We start from the raw sequence: 20,292 nt of genomic DNA, 5'->3' as shown, positions 1-20,292 counted from the left end.
CTGAAATAAGACCTGAACCCATTGAGAGTCCCGAAAACCCGATCGATGGCGCCCCATGAACCGTCCTCATCCTCGATCGCCCCACATGGCACCGCATCTGGATCGTCCTGCCAGCTTTACCGCGCTCCACCACATCGCCGACGAGGTCGCCCGAAGAAACCGGCATATCTATGATGAGATGCTCCTCCATTCTCAGTATGTCCGCACCGGGAACTTCACTTCGCTGGGGACCGCCGACCTGCGCCTGCTCTTCGACCTTTACGATGCCAGATTCTTCGATGGATTGCTGGGCCGGATGCTCCGAGAGGATGGCGTCGGCGAGGTGACCTTACGGCCCTCGGCCCGGATGACCCGCGCGGCCGGTAAGACCTACATGCGCCGGGAGCGCCGGCAGACACTGACCGGGGTGGTCGAGCGGGTTGAGTATGAGATTGCCGTCTCGACCCTGCTGCTGGCTCAGAACTTCCGCGAACCAGGGCGACTGGTCACCGTCGGGGACTGGTATGTCGCGATCGGCTGGAGATCCTTCAGCGGATCTTCGAGCACGAGTTACTCCACCTGGCCGAGTTCCTCGCCTGGGGTCAGTCGAGCTGCTCGGCCGCTAACTTCCACACTCTGTCGCGGCGCATCTTCGGACACGAGGGAGCAACCCACGATCTCGTGACGCCGCAGGAGCGGGCCGCCGCGGTATACCAAGTCCGGGTCGGCGATCGCGTTAGTTTCGAGCATGAGGGTCTGCGCCATGTCGGTGTGATCAACCGAATCACGAAGCGGGCCACGGTCCTGGTCGAGGACCCCAAGGGCAGGCCTTACACGAACGGGCGGCGGTACTCGACCTTTTATGTCCCGGTCCCATCACTCTCCAAAGAGATTATTCCGGATAAGACGTGATATCATAAGTCGCCTACTTAATCGATTCTAATTTCCTGATCCTGACGGCATCACTCGGCTTCCAGGTGAACCTGGCTGAGAGGTAATCATGCCCTTGACCGATGCCGATTCCCACGCAATCGACCAAGTGCTCGGACTGCTACGGCCCGACCAGCGTCTACTCTTCATCACCGGAGCAGGGATCTCCGCCGACTCCGGTCTACCAACCTATCGAGGCGTTGGCGGACTCTACGGCGATGAGCGCCTCACCCGTCACGGCTATGCGATCGAAGAGGTCATGTCCGGCCCGATGATGCGCTTGCACCCGGAAATCACCTGGGAGTACCTCATCGAACTGGAACGGGCCTGCCGAGGCGTCGCTCCAAACAAGGCTCATCAAGTCATCGCCGCGATGGAGCAATGCTTCGCGGCGGTCTGGGTACTAACTCAGAACGTCGACGGACTCCATCGCCGAGCCGGATCGCATCATGTTATCGACATCCACGGCGACATTCATCTCATTGATTGCACTCGTTGTGATTTCCGTGAAGAGGTGGACGACTTCGCCCACCTGGACATGCTCCCTCTCTGCCCTCTGTGTAACGCGATCCTTCGCCCCGACGTCGTTCTCTTCGGCGAGGAACTCCCAGTCGAGAAGTTGGAGCGGCTGGAACGCGAAATGGACCTGGGATTCGACGTCGTCTTCTCGGTGGGCACCAGCAGTGTCTTCCCGTACATCGCCGCGCCGGTGCTGCGTGCGCGAGCAGCGGGCGTCCCGACGATCGAGATCAACCCAGGCCGGTCGGGTGTCTCAAGCGTGGTGGACCTCCGGATCACCGCAGGCGCGGCGCTGGTGCTCGGGACACTCTGGGAACGCTATCGGGACCGTGAAGACCGCGGCTGAGCGAGCAAGAATGTTGGGGGTTGAAGTGGCTCAAAAATCGCGTGGCCCGGCAGAGTAGCTGAAAAATGAGGTGAACGCCGCTTCCCGCAGGCGGCTTTCGCGGATCCTTGACAAAAAAGAGAGGGCTTCGCCCTGGCGGCGAAGCCCTTGAATCTTGTGTTCGTCATGTGGGCCGACTGCTGCTCAGAAGAAGAGCTGGAATCGAGCCATCAGCATATCGCTGGTCTTCTGTCGTCTTCCGGGAGCGAACAAGACAGGGTTATTGAAGTCCGAGTGCTGCCAATCGAGGTAAATCTTGACGTACTGCGTCAGGCTCCAGTTCAATCCGACATCGACCATGCTGACCCGGTTTGCCCAGAGGTTCTGATCGGCGAGTCCGCTGGTGAAGACCTGAGAGCCGATTTCAAGGTGATTGTACCGGGCGGTCAATTCCCAAGCTCCGAGGCCGAACTGTCCGCGACGCAGATCGAAGGGATGGAGTGGTTTCACAATGCCGACACTGCTACGGGTTTCGCCGGTCAGGTAGTAGCCGGCCTGGACGTAGAAGCTGTCGATCGGAAGATGAGTCCGATTCGCAAGATTCCCGACCTTTGCGTAGTCCTGAAAGCCGCTGCCCCACTCCCCGACGAGGGCGAATTGCTTGTAGTACCAGGCTGCATGGAGATCCCAGAGAGCACGGTCGCCCGACTCACGGACATTGTTATTGAAGTTGAGGAAGGGGACACCAATGATCTGATTGCCAGTTGTTGCAATAGCCGTTCTGAGGGTTTGCGGAAGCGGTATGTTGTTCTGGTTGCCGGCAACGACCGAGCCGCCGATGTTGAAATTCTCGAGAAGCGTGTTTTCCTCGTCACGGAAGGGACGCCAGTTCACGAATGCCGCGACGTCTTTCGCGTCGTTCTGGTCGAGAAATCCGTTCCTGGTCCCGTTCTGAAGCGCGACGGCGTAGTCGACCTGAGAATCGAGGATCCGGCCGTGCGCCATGATGCCGTCATCACGATTCAACCCGAAATTATTGAAGAACAGCGACCGTTCCGGCGCCATCAGGCCCTGAACCGGCTCAACATAAAATTCGTACGTGAACGGCGTTTTGTAACGACCAATCCTCAACTGAAGACGTGGGTCATAGTCGATATCAAGGAAGGCGTCGAGCAAAAAGACGGTATCCAGCCCGTTCTGGAGCGAGACGAAGTAACCAAAGGGTCGTGTGATCCGACCGCTGAACATGAACCACTGGCGAGGGATCGCGAACGTCTCGTGGGTCGGATCCTGCCCCCCCTGGAGATAGCCGCGATAATCAAATTGTGACAAATTGTGAAACTGAAAAAAGTACTCGTCGTCGTTGCTCTTGATCTCGAAACCCGGACCGAACTTGACTTTTCCGGGCACGTTCTGAAGGAGAGTCGGCGCATCAAACCGCGCGGAGGGCGAAGGGTTCGGCGGAGAGGACTGACCAGGAGCAGACGCTCCACCGCTTCCTGACGGAGTGGCGAGGTTCGCAGCCGATCCGGTATCACCCGAGCCAGGGTTTGGGCCGGCTCCTTCTCCCGTACCACCAGCACCACCTGCCGCGGCACCACCTGCCGCGGCACCACCTGTCGCGGCACCGCCTGTTGTCGCGCCCCCCGTCGGAGGTTGAAGTTTCTGGATTTGTCCCGACAGTGTGTTCACCATCGTTTCCAACTGGCGGATTCGCTCTTCGAGTGCACCCTCACGGGTTGTCGCAGGAGGCGAGAGCATTTCAGAACCAACGACCGCGGGGGGAACGGCGAGGTTCGGAGGTGTGGCTACCACCGGTGCGGTGGAATCCACAGGTTCCTGTGCCGGAGCCATCTGCTGAGCAACAGCGGCTTGCACCACCATTGAAGCGAGCAGAAACGTGCCGAGGAGACTGGCACGGGGCTTCCGGCGCCTGACGAGGACCAACATGATTCGAACTCCCCCGAGAACTTGATCCGGGACGGAGGGGCATCACCGGCGTCAGCAGTAGACGTAGAATCTCCTGGCTTTATTTTTCGACCGCTCCGGCAGGCGACTTTAACAATTGCGCCGGTTATGCGGATCCCGCGGGCCAGCCTGCTCGATTCTTGAGGAATTGCTGGTGGGTACACGTCTCGACACCCCGAGCAATCTTGGGGGAAGTCGGAATTTCGCATCCTCAGATCGAGAACCATCGCCATTCGGGTCAGGCCGCTTCGCCACGTCCGTTGTCAATTGATGAGCGGCTCAGGTCGATACCCAGCGATGGGGGGGCGATCGTCTGCCCGGGCTTCACGGTCGCAGGGTCGGTGCTCAGTGTGGTTCCGGATCCGGCCTCTCGATCGGCTGTCCCCATCGCAGTACAGCCTCCCCCGAATAAGGCCAGGATCGCGAAGACAACGGGCCATCTCCACCTTGGCGTCTCGGACCTCTCGGTCATCATCGAGCTTCTCCTTCCTTGGAGATCAAAGCGCAACCCGTGTCGCCGCATGCGCCATCGGTCTGCATACTGCCACCGGGGCAGCTCCCGCTGCCCGCTCGTATCGCTTGGTAACCCTGACGATCTTTTCCCCCCCTTGCCAGTGAAATGAGGGGTGGAAACTGACCGTTTGCGAATCAGACTCAATCGTGAAGGGACCACGACAAGCGTGGCCCCTTGATCTGATTCCGAATGGCCTGGATTGTCAACCCCGACCTTGGCAGTGCCAGAGCCACCGAACCCGAGAACCGTGACGAGGAGGCTCGAAGGCTCAGTCGCATGTTGTCGGCGGGTTGGGGTGATCGATCATAGTCTTGGTGGCGCGGGACGTAGGGGAGGCTGAAAGGCATTGGCGCCCTTCACCTTGAGTTTTCGCTTGAAGACACGGTCACCACAGGTGGCGATGAGTGTGTCGAAGTTCTCACCACCAAAGCGGAGGTTGGAAACCTTGCCATTGGGCGTTGGAATGATGCAATTCACACGGCCCGCCTGATCGCAGACCTGAACGCCCATTCTGGTGGCCACATAGAGCCGGCCGTCGCGATCCACGCACATGCCATCAGCGCCGCTGTCGTCGGCATTGTCGGGTACGTGAAGATGATAGTACTTCTGCTTGAATGCGAGGGTCCGATCCTCCTGAATCTGATAGCTGTAGACCCACCGCGAACGGCTTTCGGCGACATAGAGAAGAGATTGGTCCGGTGACAAGGTCACGCCGTTGGAGAACTTCAAACCGGTGTCGACGACCTGCTTCTCCCCGCCCGGGCGAATCATCCAGATCTTGCTCGGCTCTGTGCTGGTGCGGCTGGGATTGGTGACATAAATCGTTCCATCATTTCGGACGATCAGGTCGTTGCCGCGAATTCCGTCAGCCACGACGCTCGCTTTTCCATCATCGTAGGCAAGCACTTGGTCGGTTCCGGTGGCCACGACGTAGAGCCGGCCATCGGGCCCGAAGGCCTGCCCATTCGCTTTCTGGGAATCTGGAAGGAAGAGACTCACTGTACCGTCGAGAGCGATCTTATACGTCTTCGCGTTGGGGATGTCATTGAAGAAGACCTCACCTTTCGCGTTTGATGCGGGGCCTTCCGTGAATTTGTAGCCGTCGGCCACGAGCGTCCAGGCCTCGCCTGGGTGGATGATTTCGCGGAGTTGCGGAGAACCTTCTCCGGCTTTCACCGGACTCGGCCAGTCTTTCCAGAGCCAACGAATCGCGTCTGGAAAAACCTCGGTGGCCTGCGTTGCGTTGTGGCCCCCTTCACCCCAGACATGGCGAACCTCGTAGCCGGCGAAGCTCAGAGATCGTTCCATTTCCTGGTTCGCCATCCACCAGTCACCTCCATAGATGTTCAGATCGGTGCTTCCATCCTGGAGAAAGACGCGGATCGGTTTTGGCTCGTACTTACGGAGCAGCGTCGGGTACACGTTGCCTCCGCGCAAGCCCACGTAGGTTCCAATCGAGCTGAACACGCGCCGGAAGGCGTCGGGGCGTTCCCAGGCCGCGGTGAATGCGGCGATGGCTCCACTGCTCGAACCTCCAATGCAACGGTCGTTGCCATCCTTTGAGAGGCGAATGGGTCGGCCATCCGAAGTCGACTTTTTCTCGACTTCGGGCAAGATCTCCTCGAGCAGAAAGCGGGCGTATTGATCGCCAAGGCCATCATATTCATAGCTTCGATTGAAACGATCGAGCGCCGAGTCGGCGAGGGCCTTGACACGTCCGTGCGTGACAAAGACCCCGATCACGACCGGGATCTCCTTCGCATGAATCAGGCGATCAAAGACGGCGGGCGCATTGAACTGAACGTTGTCTTGGTTCACATAGACGCAGGCGGGCTTGGCCGGGTCGTACTGCTGAGGCACGTAAATCCAGTAATCACGCACCGTGCCCGGAAAAATCTTGCTCTGGTCGAAGGTGTACTTGGTCACGACACCCTTGGGAACATCTTTCCCCGTTTCGGGGACGTCCGCACCCAAGGCGAACGACGTCGCGGGAAGCGACACGATCGTCAAGAGAACAAGAATACGGTGATGGGGAAGCATCATCGGCGAAGGATCTCCGTTCGAGCCAGAGGACAGCCTCGTGCAGGGACACGCAGGGCAAGATTCTAGCCCAGGCGCAGGCAATGCAACATCAGGCCCCGACCGAGATCTCAATTGGCGCGATGAGGTGAGCCTTGGAGCGTACATGCGCTCGATGCCGAACTGGCGGGGCCCAACATCGGGACGCTGGCCAAGGGCCCGGTCTCGCGGAGCGCACTCGAATAACCCCGGCTCTCGAGCAAGTAGCCAGGATCATGGACTCGGGGATACGGCCTGGTCGCTTCGTCCGCCGATTGGCCCCAGAATATTGAACTGGCTGGGACTGAGCCCGGGGAGTAGGGCCGTGCGGAGGGGTGGACAGATCGGCCAAACCTCAATGAAGCTCCCGCTGAACCCCAGCCGAGGCATGGCGGTCGAGGTTCGGCGTCTGGAGCTCTGATATGTGAAACCCCACTTTTTTCGACCCGAGTTCATCGGCAACGATGAAAAATGAGATTCGGTGGGGCAGGGGCCCGGCCTTTTTCGAAACGTCGCGGCCGCCATCACGAAGAGCGCGACGAAGAACCAGGCGATCTCGACGACATGTGACGCTGATCACGATTTCGCGACAACAGACAAGCACACAAGGATTCGATGCTCAGTCGTGTCTCGTGTCGGCCGGCGTACATCATGAAATCAAGTCAGTCGCCTGGTTCTTCGGAACCGGTTCAACGTTGATCGATCGGCGTATAGGACAGTTGCTTCGGCCCGATGTAGATCTGACGAGGACGCGCGATCCGACTCGCTCCGTCTTGATTTTGCTCTTTCCAATGCGCGATCCATCCGGGCATCCGCCCGATCGCGAAGATGACCGTAAACATGGACGTCGGAATGCCGATCGCTCGCATGATGATGCCACTGTAAAAGTCGACGTTGGGGTAGAGCTTCCGCTCGACGAAGTACGGGTCGATCAGCGCAAGTTCCTCAAGCTTCCGAGCTACGTCGAGGAGTGGATCTCGCACGCCCAGACGCTCGAGAACCTTGTCGGCGGCGCGCTTGAGGATCAAAGCTCTGGGGTCAAAGTTCTTGTAGACCCGATGCCCGAAACCCATCAGTTTGAACCCGCTCTGCTTGTCCTTAGCCAGCGCCAGGGCATCTGCGGCCGACATCCCCCCCTTGTGGATTGCTTCGAGCATCTCGAGCACGGCCACGTTCGCCCCACCATGCAACGGTCCCCAAAGTGCCCCCACACCCGCGGCGCACGACGCATAGAGGTTGGCTTTACTCGAACCGACGACCCGAACCGTCGACGTGCTGCAATTCTGCTCATGGTCAGCGTGCAGCATGAAAATCAGGTTGAGGGCGTCGACCACTTCCTGGCTGGCGATGTGTTGCTCGTACGGCATCGAGAACATCATGTGGAGGAAGTTGGCCACGTACCGAAGCTTCGGGTCCGGATAGATGAAGGGAAGCCCGAGCGACCTCCGGTATGAGTAAGCGGCGATCGTCCGAACCTTGCTCATCAGCTTGGCGGAAAGCTCGTCAATCCCGTCCTCAGGAGTCTTCTGCCCATCGCACGAGGAGCTCGAGAGGGTGTTGATCATCGCCGAGAGGATCGCCATCGGCGGCGCATTCAGCGGGAACCCCTCGAAATGATTCTTGAAGCCCTCATGCAAGGGTGCATGCTTTGTCAGCCGCTTGCTAAACTGGTCGAGTTCGGCGGCGTTGGGGAGTTTGCCGTTGATGAGGAGCCAGGCGGTCTCGATGAACGTGGAATTCTCGGCGAGTTCTTCGATCGGCAACCCACGGTAACGGAGGATTCCTCGATCCCCATCAATAAAGGTCACGCCGCTCTGGCACGAGCCGGTATTGCCGAAACCAGGATCCAGCGTGATCAAGCCGGTCTTGGCCCGCAGCTGCGAGATATCCACCCCCAACTCCCCCTCCGTGCCCTCGATCACGGGAAGTTCGATGGTCTGGTCGCCGTAAGTTAAAGTCGCAGTGCGGGTCATCGTGCTCCGTTCCCCTCGCTGAACCACCGAATCAGATTTTTCAGGAGTCGATTATAAGGTGGGCCTCTGCCTTGAGGCCACCCGTTGGCGCGAAATCAGGCAGTCGCATCGCGAGGAAAGTGCACGAACCCCATCGTTTCCAGGCGACTTTCGTGAACGCGATCTGACGGAAAAAACCACTCGGCGGGTGATTTGACAGGGCAGCACAGTCCCGCCACACTGGAACCTCGCACCCGAATCTCCCGGATTTTCTCGCGAGGCAACCCAAATCATGTGGACCAATTTCGGAGCGTTCATGGCTTTCCTCGTGGCGGCCTCCGGTGTCGTCGCGGCCGAGGAGCCGAAGACTTTCCCCCTCTGGGCTAAGGGGGCTCCAGGCGCACTGGGAACTAAGACTGGTGATGAGTTTCACGCTGACGACGTGCCAACGATCACGGTCTACCGGCCCGACGTTGCCAAGGTGAACGGCGGCTCCATCGTCATTTGTCCGGGGGGTGGCTACCAATTTCTCGCGACCGAACACGAAGGGAAAGACGTCGCCGAATGGGCCCGTTCGCTGGGGCTGACCGCATTCGTCTTGAAGTACCGACTTGCTCCGCAGTACAAGCATCCCCGGATGCTCGAGGATGCCCAACGAGCCATTCGGACGGTCAGGGCGAGGGCGTCGGAGTGGGATCTGGACCCGAAACGCGTCGCCATCATCGGCTTTTCAGCGGGCGGACACCTCGCCTCGACGACTGCCACTCATTTCGACGGAGGAAAGGCGGACGCCAACGATCCGATCGAACGTCAGAGTAGCCGACCTGACCTGGCAATTCTGATCTATCCGGTCATCGCCATGGGGACGCCCGCCGGGCATACCGGCTCGCTGAAGAGTTTGCTCGGAGAGAATCCCCCGAAGGAGCTGGTCGAAAGCCTCTCGAACGAGACACAGGTGACAAAGGACACTCCCCCCACATTCCTGGCGCACACGAATGAGGACAATGGAGTCGTCCCCGAGAATAGCCTGCAGTTCGCCCTGGCGCTTCGCAAAGCCAAGGTGCCCGTCGAGTTGCACCTGTTCGAGAAGGGACAGCATGGATTGGGTCTCGGGACGGGTTGGGCTGACAAGATCCCCCCGAACGAGGCGTTCCAGGCGTGGCCGAAGCTCTGTGCCACCTGGCTCAAAGGACGTGGGTTCCTCACGCAAGGTCAACCCGCCACGGCCAAGTGAGGGAATCAGATTCAGCCAAACCGACGAGGAGCCTGGCTTCCAGGCTCCTCGTCCACATCGAGCTCGTTGAACGAGAAGCTTACTCCCCCCGCCCCCACGGACTTCAATTCGCTGAATGTGTGGGCGCCCCGCCCACAGTTGCCATAGACGCAACACCACTCAAAATCTGAAAATTCGCCATTGGTAAAACGTCGTTGTGGACCGACCGTCCCCAATCAAGGTCGCGACACGATCCGGAGTCAATTCATGCCTCGCCGTCACTTACTTTCCCTGGTCGCTGCGCTCTTCGGAGTGCCGACACTACTTTCCGCGGCCGAGCCGACGGTCACGCGACCGAATGTGCTGTTCATCGCGGTGGACGACATGCGCGACTGGGTTGGCTATCTCGGTCGTAACCCTCAGACGATGACGCCAAACCTCGACAAGCTTGCCTCGCGAGGCGTTTACTTCACCCGCAATTATTGCGCGGCGCCGGTCTGCAATCCCTCGCGTGCCTCGTTGATGTCAGGGCTGCGGCCATCGACTTCTGGCGTTTATGATAACGGCAACGACTGGCGCACGGTCATGCCGGAAGAGTTGATGCTCACCACGCAATTCCGCAAGGCAGGATACGAGGTCCGCGGGGCGGGGAAGATTTACCACGAGGCCTACAAACGTCCCGGCGAGTGGGACGACTACCTGACGAACGTGGAGCCCGACCCCAAGCCTACCGGTGACACAGGAGTCGATGGGATTGCCTTCGCTCCCATTGACTGCAAGGACGAGGACCTTCGCGAGTGGAAGATTACCGGCTACGCGATCGACCAGTTGCAGAAGAAGCACGACAAGCCGTTTTTCCTCGCCTGCGGCCTGCATAAGCCGCACATGCCCTGGAACGTCCCGCGCAAGTATTACGACATGCACCCGCTCGACCAGATCAAACTTCCTCCCTACCTCAAGACTGACCTCGACGATATTCCCCCTGCCGGACTCCGGATGGCTCACCCCGAGACCGATCACGCCAGGATCCTGGCCTCAGGGCGCTGGAAAGAAGCGATCCAGAGCTATCTCGCCGCCATCACCTACTCGGACGCCATGATCGGCCGGCTGATGGATGCGTTTGACAAGAGTGAGTACCGCGACAACACGATCGTCGTCTTCTGGTCCGATCACGGCTGGCACCTCGGCGAGAAGCACCACTGGCGGAAGTTCGCCCTCTGGGAAGAGTCCACTCGCTCACCGATGATCTGGGTCGTCCCCGGATTGACGAAGCCGAACGTCGCCTGCGATCGTCCGGTCGACTTGATGTCGGTCTACCCGACTCTGATGGATCTCTGCGGGATTCCGACGCCGAAACACGTCGAGGGGCGAAGCCTACGGCCACTGCTCAGCGATCCCAAGTCGAGCTGGGACCAACCCGCTCTCACGACCTACCGATTCAAGAATCACACCGTCCGCACGGAGGACTGGCGCTACATCCGTTACGCCAATGGCGACGAAGAACTCTACGACGAGACCAAGGACCCGAACGAGTGGACGAACCTCGCCGCTTTGCCGGAGTATTCCGCCAAGAAGGCCGAGTTAGCCAAGTCCTTCCCAACGCTTGATCATGCCGACATCGGAGGGAACAAGGAAGGGCCGGCGACCAAAAAGGGGGCTCAAAAGAAAGCCGCCGCACAGCGAAAGGCCGCCAAAAAGGCGGCTCCTTGAATGAACCGAGTCGATGGGACGCCGCTCGATCCCGCGGCGTTTCCGATTTCGTGCTGAGTTCAACCCGCAACCCCGACCGGAAGCCGTCGGCTCATGAACGCAGTCGGCGTGCTCCGGGGCGCTTTCTCGCCTGGGCCTGGCATCCCTCTCACGGCGACAAATCCGACTTCAATGAAGATCGTACCGATCACGTCGAGGTCGTTACGCCGGGGGCCATGACCGTGGACGACCATTGCACATACCTTGCTAGCAAAAGACTTGTCCTTAACATCACCTATCCGGATAAGCCACGCAACCAGCATCCGACTCGAGACATTGCGGAGCGGGCCGACAGATGTCCCTGATCGATCTCAGCAAGATCGTCGACCAGGCCTGATCCGGTTTGACGATCCTCAACAAGTGCAATGCGTCCTCCGGTTAGCCCTTCTCCGGCCCCGCGCTGGCCCAGAGCCGGGACAGATCCTCGATGACCCGAGGGCCCCGGCCCATGCGAAGTAGCTGGCGTAAAGGCTTCAAGCCAAGCGCCTCGACGATCTCGATCGCTTGGTCGTGGCTGGATGGAATATCGATGACTACCGGCTCGCCTGCGTATCTCCGCCCGGCGTCGGCAAGTAGCCTTCGGCCGGCGGTCTCGTCCGCAATGCAGGGCCCGATTTGGCGCGAATTCGAGCCGGGACGCGACATCAGAAAGCCTTTCACGCCCTGATCCGTTTCGACGACGCGTAGAGACTCCCCATGCTCGGCGAACAGGCGAGCGATCAGCGCACCTCGGTCGGTTCCGGTCACTTCACGATCGAGGGCAAGCAGTTCATGCTCACGTCCCGGTTGATTCCAGGCGGGAATCGCCTCGTTTTCAACAACCGGGCTCAAGATCCCCGCGAACCGGATCAATGTCGATTCCGGGGCGAAACCGAGCGATTCATAAAGCGGCTGACCGAACGGCGTGGCGTCCAGGCGGATGGATCGAATCTCATGGCGATCGAGTTCCTCGATGGCCCTGGTCATGAGTTTTCGGCCGATGCCTTGGCCCCGGTAGGCCTCATCGACCAGCATCATCGCGACCCAGGCCACCTGCTCGAAGCGGCAGGTGACCACGGTGCCGACCGGCCTGCCGTCGAACTCCGCGACGAAACAACCGTCCGGCTGCAAGTCGAACAGACGCTGCCAGTCTCGGTTAACCTGATTCCAGCCCGCCTGGTCCTTGAGACGCATTCCGTGGGCTATGTCCTTGCGAACCATCCTCCTGATTTGAATCACAGAACTGACTCCCAGGTCTTTGAAATGAATCATCGTGATATCAAGGTGTTCGATCAATGACACAGTCAATCAGGCTACGAGTGATCGCTGGCCCCAGAACCAGACCAGAGATCGGCCCCACTCCGTGAGAAGAACGGCGGCGGTGGGTCGCGGAAGTCGTGGATCCGAGCTTCCAGCGATCCACTGTTTCGAATTGTAAATTCGCCACCGTGCCGGGGTCCTCGCTCATTGAATGACTGTTGGCATGCGTCACGAGCCAGGGTATCATGAAGAGACATGCACAATGACGAGAAGCGGATTTCCCGAAAATCTATGTGGCCAACGCGGAACAGAGGGTCATGTCGCCATCGGATCCGCCTTCTGCCGAGCGATTCGGGCCGAGACATTGGGTAATTCAGGGTGCAAATACGCTCCTCGTGATCGTCGCGGCGACTGTTCTGACGACCCTGTTTCGCTCAGGAAGCACGTTCGAGGCCGATCGAGTGGCATGGCGACCGGTTTCGATGCCGGACGGACAGAGCAACCTCTGGATGCCGGTCAATCCCGAGGTTTCCAGGCGTTCCGTGACTGACGGCCCGGCCACTTTCGAGACGACCGAACTGAAATGGGTCTCGGGCAACGGTGCCACCGTGTTCGGTTGTATTCAGAATGAAATTCCCGCGGACGTTTCACTCGATCGCGAAAACGAGATTCTCACGACGATCGCTCAGCAGGCGGCCTCGGCCGCGAAAACCAGGATAATCGCCCAAGAATCGATCAGGCTCGCGAAAAAGTGGAACGGCCGCGAAGTGAGATTCGAGTCGGACGAAGGTTCTTTTGGGGTACTTCGCTACTACATCATCAACCACCGCATTTATCAGCTCCAGGCGATCGTACCCAAGTCGATGAATAAGTCACACTTGATCGATCGATTTCTTGACTCGTTTGGATATTCGAACGAGATCTTAGAGTCGACTCCTCCCATCTGATTCCTCACGTTTTCCCAAGCCAGCGCATGGCTCGATCCATGGTGCCATGGGCCTGAGCGCAACAAGAGTTGCTCAGGCAGGCCCAATGAACATGCAAATCAGGGACAAACGTCGTACTATCTCTTTAGCCAACCGCGAGCGATTGGCATGTGATATGCTACTAGTTCAGTTCATGGAAAGCGTTTTCTTCCGTTTCTTTTGAGGTGAATGCAACGATGGCTAGCACAGACGTCAAGCGTACGACCGCGGCAACACGAGCTTCGGCAACCCCGACCCCGACCGCTGCGGACAAGTCGATTCGCGAATTGGTTCAGGTTGCTCGGCTTCTCAGCGATGAGACTCGGCTTCGCATCCTGTTTTTGCTGGCGGAACACAGTGAATTGCACGTGACCGATCTTTGCGAACGACTGGGACAGAGCCAGCCCGCGGTGAGCCATCACCTGGCGCTGATGCGGGTGTCGGGCCTCATCGAAGCCCGACGTGAGGCGAAGCACAATTTCTACAGCATTCGCACCGACGCTTTTGGTGAAATGCTCGAAAGCCTTTTCACCGTGACGGGCGAGGTTCCCAAGAAAGTCAAGTTCCATGACTTCACGTTGACCTCCAGCGGTCGTTGATCGCGCAATTTGTTGCTCGTTACTGGGAAATTCGGCCGTATCACGTTACCGAATCACCTTTCGGCTAAATGCAACGATAAAAAGCCCCCAGAGAAGTGTTCCCATCAGCGATTCGGCGATCAGGGGAAGGTTAATCCATCCAGTCGCCGCACCTCGGATGTCGCCGAAGCCGGAAGTGAATGCTGAGACACTTGTCAACGTTCCAATCATGAGCCGATTCGCCAGGGTCCCTTTATCCCCGGCGAACGGCTCATGCCCATCTTCGATATGGAGCGATTGCACGTTCAGGGCATAGACCAAGGCGAAACCGATGATGATCACCAGCGCCGTGCGGACCGCGCGAAACGGGTTGGTGCCATAACCGCAGCCATGGTCGAGTAAGAGCCAGTCTGCCATTCCGGACAGCTTTGTCCATGGGTTCCGCCAGGAACGTGACTTACAGAGCCGCTGGTTTACCTTGAAGCGGTAGAACGCCCAGTCTTCCTCTTCATAGCGGTGAAGCCCTTCGAAAATCCGCTTCAGCAGGCCGTACTCCTGCATCGCCTGCAAGTGGTCGCCCGCCTCTTCACTCGCCAACCGACCGACGATCTGCTCCGGGCGGATCAAAATGCGTTCCGCTAACGCATTGGTAAAGGCGAATCGCTGGGATTCTCCCTGCTCGATCCCTTCCAAGTAAACAAAGTCATGAAGCTTTGCCTTGGAGAAGTCGAGCATCTTCTCGAACCTGCTTGAATCGGCCTGCCACTTCTTCTGAATCGCAGCCCCCCGAAAGAGTACATTCGAGCGAAACTGGCAACCGCTGATCACGAAGCCTTCCGCCACGTGAATGCTCCGAAAATCAACCTCCTCGACGAATTCTGATCGTTTTAATTCCACCCAGCCCTGAAATTGAGCATCCCAAAACCGGAGACGTCCCTCGAACCGCGAGGCTTCCACCAAGAAGCGGCCGCGAACGCGGATGTTATCACACCGGAAAGCTCCCTTGACCGTCATTCCACGCAAGTCAGGCTTGATCAGCGTCGAGGCCGTGAAGCAGAGCCCTTTCTCGAAGTGGGATTTGCGTGTGAATCTCGGACGTTCCAGGGTGCAACGCTCGAACGCAACCTCCTGGTTGAACGTCGACTTTTCGATCTCGAACTGAATGAGCGTGACCTCACGGAACCGAACCGGCTCTGTGAACTCCCCCCTGAGTTTGAGCCCCACGACTCGCGTTCGCTCGATCGGCTCGCCGCGCTTCAGCTTCTCCAGGGCCTCGGCGGCCGTCATGATCGAGCTCGAGCGATCCATTCCCGGTTCAAAGGTCTGGACTGACTCACTGGAGGCTTCTTCAGTTGTCACCGATTCTGTTTCGAATGCGTCCATGACAAAGACCTCGTGAAACGGAGGAGTACTCAGAGCGTCAAGAAGGATTCGCCGACCGCGTCGACTTCTTCTGTCTTACCGGCGGAATCTCAGCCGTAACGTGGGAGAATGAGGCGCGAGCCTCCTCGACCAGGTCATCGAACCGCCCCTCGTAGCGCGTCGAGAAGTGAATCAGAATAAGTTCTTCCACCCCCGCGGCCAGCGCGAATTCGGCCGCCTGAGTTGCGGTCATGTGATGATGCTTATCGGCTTGCTGAATCTGCTCCTGGGCATAGAACGCGTCGCAATAAAGTCGGTTCGCTCCGCCTGCCAGCCGCAAGAGAGCAGGGCGTACCGCCTCGCTCCATGCCGTATCCGTCACGTAGGCGATTCGCGACCCAGGCGATTGGGTGAAGTATTGATCTTTCAACTCGCCCAGCAATCGGGCTTGGCCCTTGATCATCAGCACGGTCTCGAGGGGAGCCCCAGCACGCAACAGTTTCAGGGCTTCGTTGATCCAGGGGCCACGCGGAAACGACGTGCCCGCGAGTCGCGTTGAGTCGGGAGCGAACCCCGGCTTTTCGACCAAGGCGAAGGCGAGGCAGGGGACCGTATGATCGACGTGCGCGGCCTCCACCTTCAGGTCGTCGGTCTCGTAGATCAACGGTTCAGCCCAGTTGACCTCGTGAACTTTTGGCCGTGGAAAGCGGCGCGTACATTCCAGTCGCGCGGTGCGGATCTGTGTCGCAAGGACCTCATGAACGTCAATAACGATCTTCTGGAACGGGAAAAACGGATACTCATAACTTTTGATCTTGCCATAAACTTTAGCAATCGTTCCTTCGGGTCCAAACACCTGGAGCGTTTTGTCGCGGTCGAGGTTCGCACGCACGATCCGATCGAAACCGATGAAATGGTCGACGTGATGGTGGGTGATGAAGACAGCCTCAAGGTCCCCGAGGCGATCCATTCCGAGCCCGGCATTATCGCCTGCATCGAAGAGAATGGCGTCGTTGCGTCCCGGATAATCGATGAAAAGGCCCGGATCGCCGGTCGATCCGTTCACCAGGCGAATGTCAGAGATCGTGCGGGAAGCAGGCATGACGCGCTCGCTTGATAATGACCGTTGGATTCCGTCCCTCCCCACAATCGCTCGGCGTTCCTCCGAATTTGGCCAGAGGAACATCGGCAATGCGTGGATCGCAAGATGGTGGTCCCGCTTGGCCTGTAGATCTAACCTTTTGAAGGACTCTGATCGAGCGTGGATTTCCGAATTCTGAGAATTTCTTGCCGCAGGACCGTCTCGAAGTCCGGAATGAACTCCCACTGAAGGAGCAGGACTGGGCTCGCCGAAGTGGAGCAGGGCGGGCATACTTGGCGACCTGCGATCCAAACGCTCGCGCTCGGGCACGCCGCCGCGCGATCACATGGAGGTGTCGCTTGCCTGTTTCGATTGCGCCGCCGACAATCATCGTCAAGCCTCCCCGGCTGTTATTCCTGGATGGCATCCGGGGGCTCGCCGCGCTCTACGTCACGTTGCACCATGCGGCGCTGATGATCCCGCCAGGGGAACTTTCGGGACCAGGGCTCACGGTTCGATTCTTGCTCCGGCACGGCCATGGCGCGGTTGCGGTCTTCATCGTTCTCTCGGGCTACTGCCTGATGCTTCCAGCGGCCTGCGATTCGTCGGGCCGATTGCCCAGCGATTTCGGTGGGTTTCTCCGGCGTCGCGCCCGGCGAATCCTGCCCCCTTATTTTGGGGCACTCCTCTTCTGCTGGATCTTGATCGCCTTGATCCCAGATCTCGGGCATCCTGCGCGTAGCCCTTGGGACCGCGCCCTGCCTGCGTTCAGTCCGGGCGTCATCGTGTCCCATCTTTTTCTCGTCCACAACCTGAGCGCGCATTGGCTCTTCAAGATCGCCCCACCCCTGTGGAGCGTCGCGACGGAGTGGCAGATCTACTTCCTGTTTCCCCTCCTTGTGACACTCTGGCGGCGAAATGGCCACTTAGCGGCGATCGCCGCGAGTTTTGCCATCGGATATTCGGTGGCAGCGCTTGCGATCCCCTTAAAAAACCCTGCGCTCCGCGAAATGTGTCCTTGGTTCGCGGGCCTCTTTACACTCGGTATGGTCGCGGCACTCGCGGCTCATCGCCATCCCTCGGTCATCGAGAATGGCCGGATGTTCCGAGGGGGGCCGGTGGCCATCGGCCTCGTCCTGATCGCGATAACCTGTACGGGCCTCGCACTTGCCGGAACCGATGACCGCAATTTCATGCTGACGGATCCGATCATCGGTGTGCTGATGGCTGGGCTGCTCGTGCGCTGGACGCGATCCACCTCGCCGGGGGCCAGTCGACCGCAACTTCCCTTACTTCGCCTCCTCCAAAGACGATGGGCCGTGGCGCTTGGCACGATTTCCTACAGCCTCTACCTGATCCACTACCCGCTCATCGCTCTAGGCGATGCTGTCATGCGGCGGTGGCTACTCCTCCCGGAAACTCGGCTCTGGGGCTTGATCCTGATCGTCGCCCCGTCGATTCTCCTTGCCGCGGCCCTCTTCCATCGGATCTTTGAGCGCCCTTTCCAAGCGGCACCAGAGAACTCAGGGTCGGCTGGACAACAAAGGTTGCCAGCAGTACGGAACCCAGCGATCATGGCGTCACGGTGATGTGGAGCCCCGACCGAAGATCAGATCGAGCGATCTGGATTGCGACAGGATGGTTGATGTGACCAGGCGTAGGCTCTTGGCGGCGATGGGCCTGGCCCTCTTCTTCACCTATGTGGTGCTGCGCAGTGCTCAGCGTGGCAATGACTTCAAGTACCCCTATCTAGCGGCCCAGGCTTTGTGGAGGACCAGCCGGTTACACGTCTCCGCTCAACCTCGCTATCCCGTTTCGTTCCATGTCCTGCTCGCACCATTGGCAGCACTACCGATCGGCCTCGCCTCGACGGTGTGGGCCGCACTCTCGTTTACAGCCGTCGGAGCCCTACCTCGGATTTTTGAGAGGCTTTCGGGGCGAAATCTTCATTACCAGGCCCTCGCCTGGTTTGTCGTCATCCCCTTTTTCATTGATGCGTTGGTGCTCGGCCAGAGCGATCCGATTAACGTCTGTCTCGTCGCGCTGGGGCTACAGGTTCTGCTCCAAGGAAACGCAATGGTAAGCGTCGGGCTGGTGGGAATGGCCGGGATGATCAAGATCCTCCCAATCCTTCACTGGGCGACGATTGTGGCTCGGGTCCGAACCTGGCGAGTCGGGCTGGCCATGTTGCTGACCGCGACGTTGGGGCTCGGCGTGGTTGTGGTCGCTGTCGGCTGGTCCTCGGCGCTCGAGGCAATCCGGGAGCAGATCGTCTGGATCAGCAATTACGAGAAGCCCTGGCATCTGGTCGCTCGACACGCCGACCTCCGGGTGAATAACGAGAGCCTTCCGATCGTTCTCGTCAGGACGTTTGGAGACCTCGGCAAGGATCATCCGCCTCATTCACTTTCTCTCGGGATTCTGTCCTTGAACCTGATCTGGGTCCTCTGGGGACTGGTTCTGGCGGGGCTTTCCGTGGCCTGGATCCTCTGCGCCTGGAAAACCAGGGCCGCCGAACCGCGCCGGGCCACACTGGGAATGTTTGCGCTCTCTTCAATCGTCATGCTCGCCAGCACACCGATCTGCTGGCACCATTACTTCCTCTGGTTGTTGCCGGCCGTCATTTTTCTCGCCCAACGGCGACGGCTTCTCTGGGCCTGCGGAATTCTCTCGTTGGTCGGAACTGCGTTACCCGTCGCCCGAGGCCTCGGCTGTCACATGCTCATGGCCCTTGGACTCTTCACCGTCGTTGCCCACGACCTCCTCTATCGGCCCGCCGAACCACTGATCCTGCCCGGTCAGTCCGACACGATCTCGCCGCATCGAATCGAGCGGATACCGGCTGGTGAATTGCCCAACGTGGCCGCGACGTCACGACAAGCCGTCGGAGATTGAGGCCTGGATCGCCCACAATCTACAGGGGATTCAAGAAGTCCGAATTCCAAACACGAATCAGGCGGGCGGGAAGCGACACCTTGATGCCACTTCCACGAGTCCCTCTGCACCGGGCGTTGCGAATCGTGATTGAGTGACTCGCCAAGGCACTTTCAGGACCTCGATCGGAGCGCTTCCGCGAAGAGATTGAGGTTTCCGGAGAGGCAGAGTCCGCCATCGGTCACCATGATTTCTCCGTTGATATTGGCGGCCGCTTCGCTCAGCAGGAAGAGGGTCAGGTTGACCACATCCTCGATCCGGCCGAGTCGGCGCAACGGGATGACCCCTTTGAGACGCTCCGCGATGGCGTCGGGAAAGAGGCGTCGGGCTCCTTCGGTGTCACTGATCGGGCCGGGGGCGATCGCGTTGACCCGGATGCGTTGTGGCCCCCATTCCACGGCCAGGGTCCGCGTCAATGCGTCGACGGCTGCCTTCGCCGCGGCCACGTGAACCTGACCGGGAGTTCCGCCATAGTGCAACGTGGCGCTGATGTTCAGGATCTGCCCACCGTGGTCGCGCAACCAGGCGTGGTATGCGGCTCGCGACACGTTCCACGTTCCCTTGGCATCAATATCCAGGACCGTGCCAAAACCATTCGGGGAGAGGTCGGCCGAGGGGCAGAGAAAATTTCCCGCGGCGGCATTGATCACGATATCCAGTCGTCCGAGTTCTTCGACCACCCGGGCGACCGCGGCATCGACGAGTTCCGGCAGGCGGACGTCGGCCGCGAGGGCCAGACAGCGGCGGCCGGTCGAACTACGAATCTCGGCCGCGGTGGATTCCAGGTGCTCGGCGCTCCGGCTGAGGATGGCCGTATGCGCTCCATGGGCTGCCAGTGCCATGGCAATTCCGCGCCCAATGCCGGTTCCGCCGCCGGTGATCAAGACCACCTGATCCCGAAAGAGGTCGTCACGAAAAATGCTCAT

17 protein-coding genes are annotated in these 20,292 nt (G+C 59.3%); 9 read left to right on the top strand and 8 right to left on the bottom strand.

Annotated elements, in window-relative coordinates:
- The first annotated feature begins 85 nt into the window (after positions 1 to 85).
- From V5E97_RS34190 to V5E97_RS34180, 3 genes are all read left to right on the top strand, one after another.
- The gene (locus V5E97_RS34190; protein WP_406696015.1) at positions 86 to 664 is read left to right on the top strand and encodes a hypothetical protein; all 579 of its coding nucleotides are present in this window, start codon (positions 86 to 88) and stop codon (positions 662 to 664) included.
- Positions 661 to 891, top strand: coding sequence for a hypothetical protein (locus tag V5E97_RS34185; RefSeq protein WP_406696014.1), 231 nt, complete (start codon positions 661 to 663; stop codon positions 889 to 891). Before V5E97_RS34190 ends, V5E97_RS34185 begins: the two co-directional genes overlap by 4 nt.
- Positions 892 to 979: 88 nt before the next feature.
- A complete protein-coding gene (locus V5E97_RS34180; RefSeq protein ID WP_406696013.1) occupies positions 980 to 1,774 on the top strand; it encodes an NAD-dependent protein deacylase in 795 nt (264 codons plus the stop codon).
- 183 nt (positions 1,775 to 1,957) lie between these two features.
- Here V5E97_RS34180 and V5E97_RS34175 read toward each other — a convergent pair whose 3' ends face one another.
- The 4 genes from V5E97_RS34175 to V5E97_RS34160 all read right to left on the bottom strand — a co-directional run bounded on the left by V5E97_RS34175 (position 1,958) and on the right by V5E97_RS34160 (position 8,266).
- The gene (locus V5E97_RS34175; RefSeq protein WP_406696012.1) at positions 1,958 to 3,703 is read right to left on the bottom strand and encodes an OprO/OprP family phosphate-selective porin; all 1,746 of its coding nucleotides are present in this window, start codon (positions 3,701 to 3,703) and stop codon (positions 1,958 to 1,960) included.
- Between the two features lie 256 nt (positions 3,704 to 3,959).
- A complete protein-coding gene (locus V5E97_RS34170) occupies positions 3,960 to 4,196 on the bottom strand; it encodes a hypothetical protein (protein ID WP_406696011.1) in 237 nt (78 codons plus the stop codon).
- Between the two features lie 342 nt (positions 4,197 to 4,538).
- Positions 4,539 to 6,278: an SMP-30/gluconolactonase/LRE family protein gene (locus tag V5E97_RS34165; RefSeq protein WP_406696009.1), complete on the bottom strand. Its 1,740-nt coding sequence runs from the start codon at positions 6,276 to 6,278 to the stop codon at positions 4,539 to 4,541.
- Positions 6,279 to 6,982: 704 nt separating this feature from the next.
- A complete protein-coding gene (locus V5E97_RS34160) occupies positions 6,983 to 8,266 on the bottom strand; it encodes a citrate synthase (protein WP_406696008.1) in 1,284 nt (427 codons plus the stop codon).
- Between the two features lie 271 nt (positions 8,267 to 8,537).
- Here V5E97_RS34160 and V5E97_RS34155 point away from each other — a divergent pair, with 271 nt between their 5' ends.
- Entirely contained in the window at positions 8,538 to 9,479 is a 942-nt protein-coding gene (locus V5E97_RS34155) for an alpha/beta hydrolase (RefSeq protein ID WP_406696007.1), read from the top strand.
- Positions 9,480 to 9,725: 246 nt separating this feature from the next.
- A complete protein-coding gene (locus V5E97_RS34150) occupies positions 9,726 to 11,168 on the top strand; it encodes a sulfatase (protein WP_406696006.1) in 1,443 nt (480 codons plus the stop codon).
- A 417-nt stretch (positions 11,169 to 11,585) separates the two neighbouring features.
- Here V5E97_RS34150 and V5E97_RS34145 read toward each other — a convergent pair whose 3' ends face one another.
- Positions 11,586 to 12,380, bottom strand: coding sequence for a GNAT family N-acetyltransferase (locus V5E97_RS34145; RefSeq protein ID WP_406696005.1), 795 nt, complete (start codon positions 12,378 to 12,380; stop codon positions 11,586 to 11,588).
- A gap of 383 nt (positions 12,381 to 12,763) precedes the next feature.
- Here V5E97_RS34145 and V5E97_RS34140 point away from each other — a divergent pair, with 383 nt between their 5' ends.
- Both V5E97_RS34140 and V5E97_RS34135 read left to right on the top strand, forming a co-directional pair.
- Positions 12,764 to 13,393 carry a hypothetical protein gene (locus V5E97_RS34140; RefSeq protein ID WP_406696004.1) on the top strand — a complete coding sequence of 210 codons (630 nt, stop codon included), beginning with the start codon at positions 12,764 to 12,766 and terminating at the stop codon, positions 13,391 to 13,393.
- 215 nt (positions 13,394 to 13,608) lie between these two features.
- Positions 13,609 to 14,010: an ArsR/SmtB family transcription factor gene (locus V5E97_RS34135; RefSeq protein ID WP_406696003.1), complete on the top strand. Its 402-nt coding sequence runs from the start codon at positions 13,609 to 13,611 to the stop codon at positions 14,008 to 14,010.
- 45 nt (positions 14,011 to 14,055) lie between these two features.
- Here the strand turns inward: V5E97_RS34135 and V5E97_RS34130 are convergent, their stop codons facing one another.
- A complete protein-coding gene (locus V5E97_RS34130) occupies positions 14,056 to 15,372 on the bottom strand; it encodes a hypothetical protein (protein ID WP_406696002.1) in 1,317 nt (438 codons plus the stop codon).
- A 37-nt stretch (positions 15,373 to 15,409) separates the two neighbouring features.
- Positions 15,410 to 16,453: an MBL fold metallo-hydrolase gene (locus V5E97_RS34125; RefSeq protein ID WP_406696001.1), complete on the bottom strand. Its 1,044-nt coding sequence runs from the start codon at positions 16,451 to 16,453 to the stop codon at positions 15,410 to 15,412.
- Between the two features lie 338 nt (positions 16,454 to 16,791).
- Between V5E97_RS34125 and V5E97_RS34120 the strand changes: the two genes are divergently transcribed.
- Both V5E97_RS34120 and V5E97_RS34115 read left to right on the top strand, forming a co-directional pair.
- On the top strand, positions 16,792 to 18,021 hold the full coding sequence (locus tag V5E97_RS34120) for an acyltransferase family protein (RefSeq protein ID WP_406696000.1): 1,230 nt from the start codon (positions 16,792 to 16,794) through the stop codon (positions 18,019 to 18,021).
- 58 nt (positions 18,022 to 18,079) lie between these two features.
- Positions 18,080 to 19,327: a glycosyltransferase family 87 protein gene (locus tag V5E97_RS34115; RefSeq protein WP_406695999.1), complete on the top strand. Its 1,248-nt coding sequence runs from the start codon at positions 18,080 to 18,082 to the stop codon at positions 19,325 to 19,327.
- Positions 19,328 to 19,479: 152 nt separating this feature from the next.
- Here the strand turns inward: V5E97_RS34115 and V5E97_RS34110 are convergent, their stop codons facing one another.
- Positions 19,480 to 20,292, bottom strand: coding sequence for an SDR family oxidoreductase (locus V5E97_RS34110; protein ID WP_406695998.1), 813 nt, complete (start codon positions 20,290 to 20,292; stop codon positions 19,480 to 19,482).

The sequence above is a fragment of the Singulisphaera photorubra genome (genome assembly GCF_045290345.1).
GTDB lineage: Bacteria > Planctomycetota > Planctomycetia > Isosphaerales > Isosphaeraceae > Singulisphaera.
Note: the sequence above shows the minus strand (reverse complement) of the source record. Positions and strands in the feature narration are given on the sequence as shown.

Coding starts and splice junctions, on each gene's coding strand:
- V5E97_RS34145 (WP_406696005.1), bottom strand. CDS start 12,380: ATGCGTCTCAAGGACCAGGCGGGCTGGAATCAGGTTAACCGAGACTGG.
- V5E97_RS34150 (WP_406696006.1), top strand. CDS start 9,726: ATGCCTCGCCGTCACTTACTTTCCCTGGTCGCTGCGCTCTTCGGAGTG.
- V5E97_RS34125 (WP_406696001.1), bottom strand. CDS start 16,453: ATGCCTGCTTCCCGCACGATCTCTGACATTCGCCTGGTGAACGGATCG.
- V5E97_RS34110 (WP_406695998.1), bottom strand. CDS start 20,292: ATGAGCATTTTTCGTGACGACCTCTTTCGGGATCAGGTGGTCTTGATC.
- V5E97_RS34165 (WP_406696009.1), bottom strand. CDS start 6,278: ATGATGCTTCCCCATCACCGTATTCTTGTTCTCTTGACGATCGTGTCG.
- V5E97_RS34140 (WP_406696004.1), top strand. CDS start 12,764: ATGTCGCCATCGGATCCGCCTTCTGCCGAGCGATTCGGGCCGAGACAT.
- V5E97_RS34175 (WP_406696012.1), bottom strand. CDS start 3,703: ATGTTGGTCCTCGTCAGGCGCCGGAAGCCCCGTGCCAGTCTCCTCGGC.
- V5E97_RS34170 (WP_406696011.1), bottom strand. CDS start 4,196: ATGATGACCGAGAGGTCCGAGACGCCAAGGTGGAGATGGCCCGTTGTC.
- V5E97_RS34190 (WP_406696015.1), top strand. CDS start 86: ATGGCACCGCATCTGGATCGTCCTGCCAGCTTTACCGCGCTCCACCAC.
- V5E97_RS34155 (WP_406696007.1), top strand. CDS start 8,538: ATGTGGACCAATTTCGGAGCGTTCATGGCTTTCCTCGTGGCGGCCTCC.
- V5E97_RS34180 (WP_406696013.1), top strand. CDS start 980: ATGCCCTTGACCGATGCCGATTCCCACGCAATCGACCAAGTGCTCGGA.
- V5E97_RS34135 (WP_406696003.1), top strand. CDS start 13,609: ATGGCTAGCACAGACGTCAAGCGTACGACCGCGGCAACACGAGCTTCG.
- V5E97_RS34160 (WP_406696008.1), bottom strand. CDS start 8,266: ATGACCCGCACTGCGACTTTAACTTACGGCGACCAGACCATCGAACTT.
- V5E97_RS34130 (WP_406696002.1), bottom strand. CDS start 15,372: ATGGACGCATTCGAAACAGAATCGGTGACAACTGAAGAAGCCTCCAGT.